Origin of the sequence: Fulvivirga lutimaris, assembly GCF_009711525.1 — a bacterium.
In the GTDB taxonomy this organism is placed as follows: domain Bacteria; phylum Bacteroidota; class Bacteroidia; order Cytophagales; family Cyclobacteriaceae; genus Fulvivirga; species Fulvivirga lutimaris.
On the sequence record NZ_SMLV01000047.1, the window covers coordinates 1 to 731 of the forward strand.

Here is a 731-nt window from a genome sequence, read left to right on the forward strand (position 1 = left end):
ATGAAGATAGTCCCAAAAGAATTGATAGCGATAAAGAGCCTACGGGATATAATTTAATAATAGAAGAGATTTATTACCCTTCTGAAAGGTATAATAGAACTGTTAGAGTTCTTGTGCCTTCTGATTATTCTACCTCAGAAGAAAATTACCCAGTCATTTACATGCATGACGGACAAAACCTATTTAGTGATGCTACTGCGTACGCAGATGAATGGGGTGTTGATGAAAGTCTCCAAGAAATTTATAATGAATATGGTTTAAGGTTTATTGTTGTAGGAATCGATAATGCTGGAGTAGAACGAATGAAAGAGTATAGTCCGTGGTCAAATGATAGTTTTGGCGTGGCTAAAGGTCAGGAATATGCAAAATTTGTAATAAACAATGTCAAGCCTTTTATAGATGCTGAATATAGGACTAAACCTGATGCCAAGAATACCTACATGTTTGGTAGTTCTATGGGAGGATTAATTAGTCATTATTTCATGTTAGTTTATGCTGATGAGATTGCAAACTACGGAATATTTTCCCCCTCTTATGGGTTTAGCGAGAGTGTGTTTGCTAACACCCAATTAAGTTCTGGATTAAACGGTGTTAAAGTTTATTTGTATATGGGCGGAAGGGAAGGGGCCATCATGACTGATGGCTCTAATAGAATGGATGATGTGTTAAGAGGGAAGTTCGATTCATCTCTAAATAACTACAAGTATGTACTTAATTCATTGGGAGAACAC

General features: G+C 36.3%; 1 protein-coding gene. It reads left to right on the plus strand.

Annotation, left to right across the window (positions count from 1 at the left end; genetic code table 11):
- On the plus strand, positions 1 to 731 hold a 731-nt coding region (locus E1140_RS00120), incomplete at both ends, for an alpha/beta hydrolase (protein WP_155177934.1).